The following is a 6,024-nucleotide window of genomic DNA, read 5'->3' as shown; positions in this document are numbered from 1 at the left end:
TGCAGGACACCCAAGCGGCAGACAGGCCACACCATTACAGAGTCGGCTTACAAGCGTCCGGTTAGGGATCGGCTTGCGGGGAGCTGAACCCTTCTTCGAAGCGAGGCGACGCGTCTCGTAACCTCAGTGCCTCAAAACTCTGGGTTATGAGAATGATTCGGCTGCACTATTAGCAGCGGCTGATTGAGCGGTATGCCAGCCGGACTGACCGATGGGCCGGTCATATTTCCGCGTCTCTTTTGATCTCTCTGAGCGCGTTCATGAATCCTTCTGAGCAGCCGCTGGATCCGGCGAGTCGGTCGATGTTGAGCTCGTCGATGTTCCGGCCGATGACTGCGTTGGGCAGCGCGGCGGCGAACCTTTGCTGGTATCCCAGCGAGGTCTGATCCTGGGCTGGGGTTGTGATCTCGATTCTGGTGACGGCCGTCCCGATACTGCGCCGCCGCCGGTATTGCAGATGAATCGGAGCCCTTCATTGATGGTGCGATCTGGTCAGCGTTGTTCACTGGGAGATTGCTCCCGCTGCAGCCAGCGAGGGCCAGCCCAACAGCCACAGTCGTGCCGGCACCCGCGGCCAGTCGTATGCGGGGTGCTATTTGGGTTCCTTTATTTTCGGTCGAAGCTCGGACTTTAACCATCAAACTCTGTGGTTTCCTGGTGTGATCGTAGCGAGGTCATGACGGAACGTTTCGGGCTCATTGGTGACCGGCAGATTCACATCGTCTTGGGCGGCGTCGAGAGATTCGACCGAGTCTGGCGTAAGTGCAGCGAAGACGGGGGTGAGCTCGTCTTGTTCCGGTCCGTGGTCAGCGATGAGTTCGAGTGTTTTGTGGTTGGCGGCGTCGATGTTGAGGCTGTCGATGAGTACGCGGGCGATCTGGTCGCGGGCGATGACGCCGTCGGCGGGTGAGCCGGCCTGTCGTTTGTCGCCTTGGAGCATGACGATCGTGCGCTGGTCGGGTTGGTTATAGTCGAACCAGCCGGGCCGCACGATCGTGTAGGGGTTGCCGCTGGCCCTGACGAGCCGTTCGCTGCGCAGCTTCCAGGTAGCGTAGGCGACTCCCGGGCGGGTGGTGCCGATCGCGGTCATGAGTGCGATATGTACGCGGCGACTGCCCAGCACCTTAAGGACGTTGGCGACGCCGGCGTAGTCGTTATCCCGGACGTCACGTTCACTGGTGGTGGACCCGTGGGTGAAGACGATCGCCTCGACGCCGTCGACGGCGGGACCAAGGGTTATGGGACGGGTCAAGTCACCCACGACAAGGTCCACCCCTTCAGGGAGGACGCGGGCGGCGCGGGCCTGATCGCGGACGAGGGCCCGCACGGTGTAGCCCTGCCGCAGCGCTTCGGCCACGGCATGGCGGCCGATGCTGCCGGTGGCACCGGCAATCAATACCGTTGACGGACGATTGGTCATCGTTTCTCCTTGACTGATGCTTCTGTTGTTTCGCGCTGGGTGGCGGCCCAGCTGGCGAGGACTTTCAGTGCGTCCTCTGAGGGTGTGTTGGGGTCGGCCGTGTAGACGTTGATGCGCAGTCCCGGGTCGGCGGGAAGTTCCATTGCCTCGTAGCTCAGGTCCAGGTCGCCGACGATCGGGTGGTGCAGGCGCTTGCGGCCAGCGCGGTGGTACTTCACATCGTGCCGGGCCCACCGGGTGCGGAACTCTTCGCTGCGGGTCGAGAGTTCACCGACCAGGTCGGTGAGGTCTTTGTCGAAGGGGTTTTTCCCGGCGGCGGACCGCAGGACAGCGACGACGTCGTCAGCGGCCCGCTCCCAGTCGATGAAGAATTCGCGTGCTTTCGGGTTCAGGAAGGTGAACCGCGCGCTGTTCGGCGGAGCGTCCCCCTCTGCCATCATGTCCAGATATAGTGCCCGGCCCATGTCGTTGGCAGCGAGGACATCCCCGCGGTCGTTGCGTACCCAGGCCGGCGCCGTCCTGATGGCATCGATGACGCGTTGCACGCTCGGCCGAACTGTTTGCGGGCTACGCTTGCGCCGGACCCGGGGGGAAGCGGTCGCGGCGCGGGCCAGGTCGAAAAGGTGGGCCGTTTCGGCGTCGTCAAGTTTCAAGGCGCGGGCGAGGGCTTCGAGGACACTGTCGGAGGCGCCGGAGAGGTTTCCGCGCTCAAGGCGGATGTAGTAATCGATGCTCATGCCGGCGAGCATGGCAACTTCCTCGCGGCGCAGGCCGCTGACGCGGCGGTTGCCGCCATAGGCCGGCAGCCCGGCTTCCTCGGGCGTGATCCTTGCACGGCGGGAGCTGAGGAACTTCCGCACGTCATCGCTGTGTGTCATGGCAGCCACGCTACGCCGCCGTCCCGAGGGGAGGGAGGGACTGTCATTACCCGGAACGTCAGTGACTCCCGGACCGTAAGAATTCGCGGTTGCATGGAAAGCATGAAACCGGCACCTACCACCGCTCCGCATCCGGGAGCGATCCTGGCGATCATCCTCGCCAGCTACTTCATGATCCTGCTGGACAACTCGGTCATCTTCACCGCGCTGCCCAGCCTTCAAGCCGACCTGCAGCTGAGCACCAGTGAGCTCTCCTGGGTCCAGGATGCCTACACGCTGGTCTTCGGCGGGCTGCTGCTCCTCGGCGCGAGGGCCGGTGACCTGCTGGGCCGGCGGCGCGTCTTCGTGTTCGGGCTGGTGGTGTTCTCACTCGCGTCACTGCTGATCGGCCTCGCACCGGCGGGCTGGTGGGCGATCGCCGGCCGCGCGGTGCAGGGTATCGGGGCCGCGATCGTGGCCCCTGCGTCCCTGTCACTGCTGGCGGCGAGCTTCCCGGAAGGCCGTGAGCGCACCCGGGCGGTGTCGCTCTACGGCGCAACTGCAGGGATCGGGGCCAGCCTCGGGCTGGTGATCGGCGGTGCCCTGGCGCACTGGATTTCCTGGCGGGCCGGGTTCTTCGTCAACGTGCCCATCGGCGCGGCGATGATCGCGCTTGCTCCCCGGTTCCTCCCGGAAAGCGGACGTGCCAGCGGCCGCTTCGACGTTGCCGGGGCGCTGACTGCGACCCTCGGCGTCGGTGCACTGGTATTTGGGATCATCAATACCGCTGAAGTGGGCTGGACCTCGCCGGTCACCGTTACGGCTGTGGGCGCCGGTGTCGTACTCCTGGTCTTGTTCGTGCTGATCGAACGCAAGACGGCCCAGCCGATCATGCCGTTGCGGCTGTTCGCGAGCCGTCGCCGCACTGGCGCCTATGTGGCACGCTTCCTCTACCTCGGTGCGATGATCGGGTTCTTCTTCTTCACCACCCAGTTCATGCAGGAAGTCCTTGGCTTCGACCCGCTGCAGGCCGGGATCGGATTCCTGCCCATGACCGCCGTGAACTTCACCGTCGCGATGAGCATTCCGCCGTTGGTCAGGCGGATGCCGGGCTCGGTCGCTCTGCTGGCCGGTATCCTCATCACCCTCGCCGGGATGTTCTGGCTCAGCCGCGCCGGAACCGACTCCAACTACTGGATCGGCGTCGCGCTGCCGATGGTCCTCATCGGCGCCGGCCAGGGGTTTGCCTTCGCGCCGCTGACGTCGTTTGGCATCATTGGTGCCCCCGCGGCCGATGCCGGCGCGGCTTCGGGACTGGTGAACACCTTCCACCAGGTTGGTACCTGCCTGGGGCTCGGTGTCGCGGTCGCGGCCGCAGCCACCGTCCCCACCGGAGGCCCTGCTGCAGTGCACCTGGCCGCGCAGGTCAGTGCCGCACTCACCACGGGCAGCGTCCTCCTGCTCCTGGCCCTGGTCACCACGGCGGCCCTCATCCTGCCCGCAGATCTGGCGGCCCGGCGAGCCGGGAAAACAACGTCGACCGTGCCCGCACCAGAGACTGAGCCCGCCCGCTGAACTGTCCCAGTCCCGACCCCGAGGCGTCACGGACAACAACTATCTACTTTCTCTGCCTCCTTCCTCCCCCTAATCCACGCTCATTCAACAACACAAAGGAAAAATGCAATGAAAACACGCAAGCTCGGCGACGGCCTTGAAACATCGGCCATCGGCCTCGGCTGCATGGGCCTGAGCTTCGGCCTTGGCCCGGCTACCGACCGGACCGAAGCCCTTGCCGTCATCCGGTCCGCCGCCGAACGCGGCGTCACCCTCTTCGACACCGCCGAGGGCTACGGCCCCTACGTCAACGAAGAGCTGGTCGGTGAAGCGCTGCAGCCCATCCGGGACGAGGTGCTGGTAGCCACCAAGTTCGGGTTCGACATAAACGCCAACGGAGAAACGGTCGGACTCAACAGCCGCCCCGGGCACATTCGGGACGTGGTTGAGGCGTCGCTGCGCCGGCTGCGCACCGATCACATCGACGTGCTGTACCAGCACCGGGTCGACCCGGACGTCCCGATGGAGGACGTCGCAGGCACCGTCAAGGAACTCATCGCCGAGGGCAAGGTACGCCACTTCGGACTGTCGGAAGCGAGCGAGACAAGCATCCGCCGTGCCCATGCCGTCCAACCGGTCGCCGTCATCCAGGACCATTACTCACTGTGGATGCGGGAACCGGAAACCAAGAAGTTCGGGGTCTGCGAAGAACTTGGGATCGGGCTGGTCGCCTGGGGCCCGCTCGGACAGGGATTTCTCACCGGTGGCATCACCCGGGACATGAAGTTCGACAACCCTAATGATCTCCGGGCGGACTTCCCGCGCTTCACGCCCGAGGCACTTGAGGCGAACTTCGCCCTCGTCGACTTCCTCAAGAATTTCGGAGCCGAAAAGGGCGCCTCCCCGGCGCAACTGGCACTGGCCTGGCTCCTAGCCCAGAAACCGTGGGTCGTTCCGATCCCCGGCGCCACCCGCCTGACCCACCTGGACGACAACCTGCCCGCAGCCGACCTCGAACTCAGTGCGAACGACCTGCAGCGAATCGACGAAGCCCTCGCCGCTCTCGACCTCGTCGGCGCACCGCTCTCGGCAGGGCTGGACGCCGCCATCGACCGCGACCACTAACCACAGGGTCAACTGCTGGCCAATCATCGGTATCCCCAGGGCGCCGACAATTGGCCAGCCCCGACTCTCACCAAAGCCGCCCGGCTGAACCAACACACCTGCACTTCATGGGGGTACTGACATGCACTCCCAAGCGGTCCGTGACCGGTGTTGACTGAAAACCGGCTATCAACCACGAAGGAACCCTCACCATGCGAGCAACACTGATGTACGGCGCAGGAGACGTGCGCGTCGAAACCGTTCCCAACCCCACCATCCAAGAGCCCACCGACGCGATCGTGCGCATCCTCGCCGGCTGCATCTGCGGCAGCGATCTGTGGCCCTACGGCTCCAAGCCCGAAACCTCCGAAGGCGCGCGGATGGGCCACGAGTTCGTCGGCATCGTCGAAGAACTCGGCTCCGAGGTGTCCGGCCTGTCCGTGGGTGACTTTGTCATCGCGCCCTTCGTGGCCTCCGACGGCACCTGCGATTTCTGCAAGGAAGGACTGCAGACCTCCTGCCGGCACGGCGCGCACTGGGGCGGTCACGACGACGGCGGCCAGGGCGAGTTCGCCCGGGTCCCGCAGGCGTCGGGCACCCTCGTCGTCGTCCCCGCGGGCTTCGATGAGAAGCTGATCCCGTCCCTGCTGAGCCTCTCCGATGTCATGTCCACCGGATACCACGCCGCCAAGAAGGCCGGCATCCAGCCCGGCCAGACCGTTACCGTGATCGGTGACGGCGCAGTGGGCCTCTCAGCGGTTTTGTCCGCCAAGCTGATGGGCGCCTCGCGGATCATTCTCATGGGCCGGCACGAGGCCCGAACGGACCTCGGCCGCGAATTCGGCGCCACCGACGTCGTGGCCGAACGCGGCGAGGAGGGCATCGCCAGGGTCAGGGAACTCACGAACGGCGACGGAACGCACACCGTGCTCGAAGCTGTGGGCCTCAAGCCAGCGATCGAGATGGCGATCGGCGTCGTCCGTGACGGCGGCGTGATCAGCCGCGTCGGGGCGCCGCAATTCTCCGACGTACCGCTCGGGTTCAGCGAGTTCATGCGCAACATCACGCTCACCGGCGGCGTCGCACCGG

Annotated in this window: 5 protein-coding genes; 3 read left to right on the top strand and 2 right to left on the bottom strand. The window is 65.3% G+C overall.

Annotated features, from left to right (window positions below; genetic code table 11):
* Window positions 1-637: 637 nt before the first annotated feature.
* Both J7I85_RS24670 and J7I85_RS24665 read right to left on the bottom strand, forming a co-directional pair.
* Window positions 638-1,420, bottom strand: a complete 783-nt coding sequence (locus J7I85_RS24670; RefSeq protein WP_214858628.1) for an SDR family oxidoreductase — start codon at window positions 1,418-1,420, stop codon at window positions 638-640.
* Window positions 1,417-2,298: a helix-turn-helix transcriptional regulator gene (locus J7I85_RS24665; RefSeq protein ID WP_214858625.1), complete on the bottom strand. Its 882-nt coding sequence runs from the start codon at window positions 2,296-2,298 to the stop codon at window positions 1,417-1,419. Before J7I85_RS24665 ends, J7I85_RS24670 begins: the two co-directional genes overlap by 4 nt.
* 102 nt (window positions 2,299-2,400) lie before the next feature.
* Here J7I85_RS24665 and J7I85_RS24660 point away from each other — a divergent pair, with 102 nt between their 5' ends.
* From J7I85_RS24660 to J7I85_RS24650, 3 genes are all read left to right on the top strand, one after another.
* Window positions 2,401-3,852, top strand: coding sequence for an MFS transporter (locus tag J7I85_RS24660; RefSeq protein ID WP_214858622.1), 1,452 nt, complete (start codon window positions 2,401-2,403; stop codon window positions 3,850-3,852).
* 108 nt (window positions 3,853-3,960) lie between these two features.
* Window positions 3,961-4,956 (top strand): aldo/keto reductase, encoded by a 996-nt coding sequence (locus J7I85_RS24655; protein WP_214858621.1) that lies wholly within the window; start codon window positions 3,961-3,963, stop codon window positions 4,954-4,956.
* 191 nt (window positions 4,957-5,147) lie between these two features.
* Window positions 5,148-6,024, top strand: an 877-nt coding sequence (locus J7I85_RS24650; protein ID WP_214858620.1) for a zinc-binding dehydrogenase, incomplete at its 3' end; no start/stop codon positions are given.

The organism is Arthrobacter sp. ISL-65, assembly GCF_018613795.1.
Lineage (GTDB): Bacteria > Actinomycetota > Actinomycetes > Actinomycetales > Micrococcaceae > Arthrobacter.
The sequence above is the reverse complement of the archived record's forward strand: the minus strand, read 5'-3'. Positions and strand labels throughout refer to the sequence as shown.

Bases quoted from the DNA above. Each gene is read 5' to 3' on its own strand.
- J7I85_RS24670 (WP_214858628.1), bottom strand. From the start codon at position 1,420: ATGACCAATCGTCCGTCAACGGTATTGATTGCCGGTGCCACCGGCAGC.
- J7I85_RS24665 (WP_214858625.1), bottom strand. From the start codon at position 2,298: ATGACACACAGCGATGACGTGCGGAAGTTCCTCAGCTCCCGCCGTGCA.
- J7I85_RS24660 (WP_214858622.1), top strand. From the start codon at position 2,401: ATGAAACCGGCACCTACCACCGCTCCGCATCCGGGAGCGATCCTGGCG.
- J7I85_RS24655 (WP_214858621.1), top strand. From the start codon at position 3,961: ATGAAAACACGCAAGCTCGGCGACGGCCTTGAAACATCGGCCATCGGC.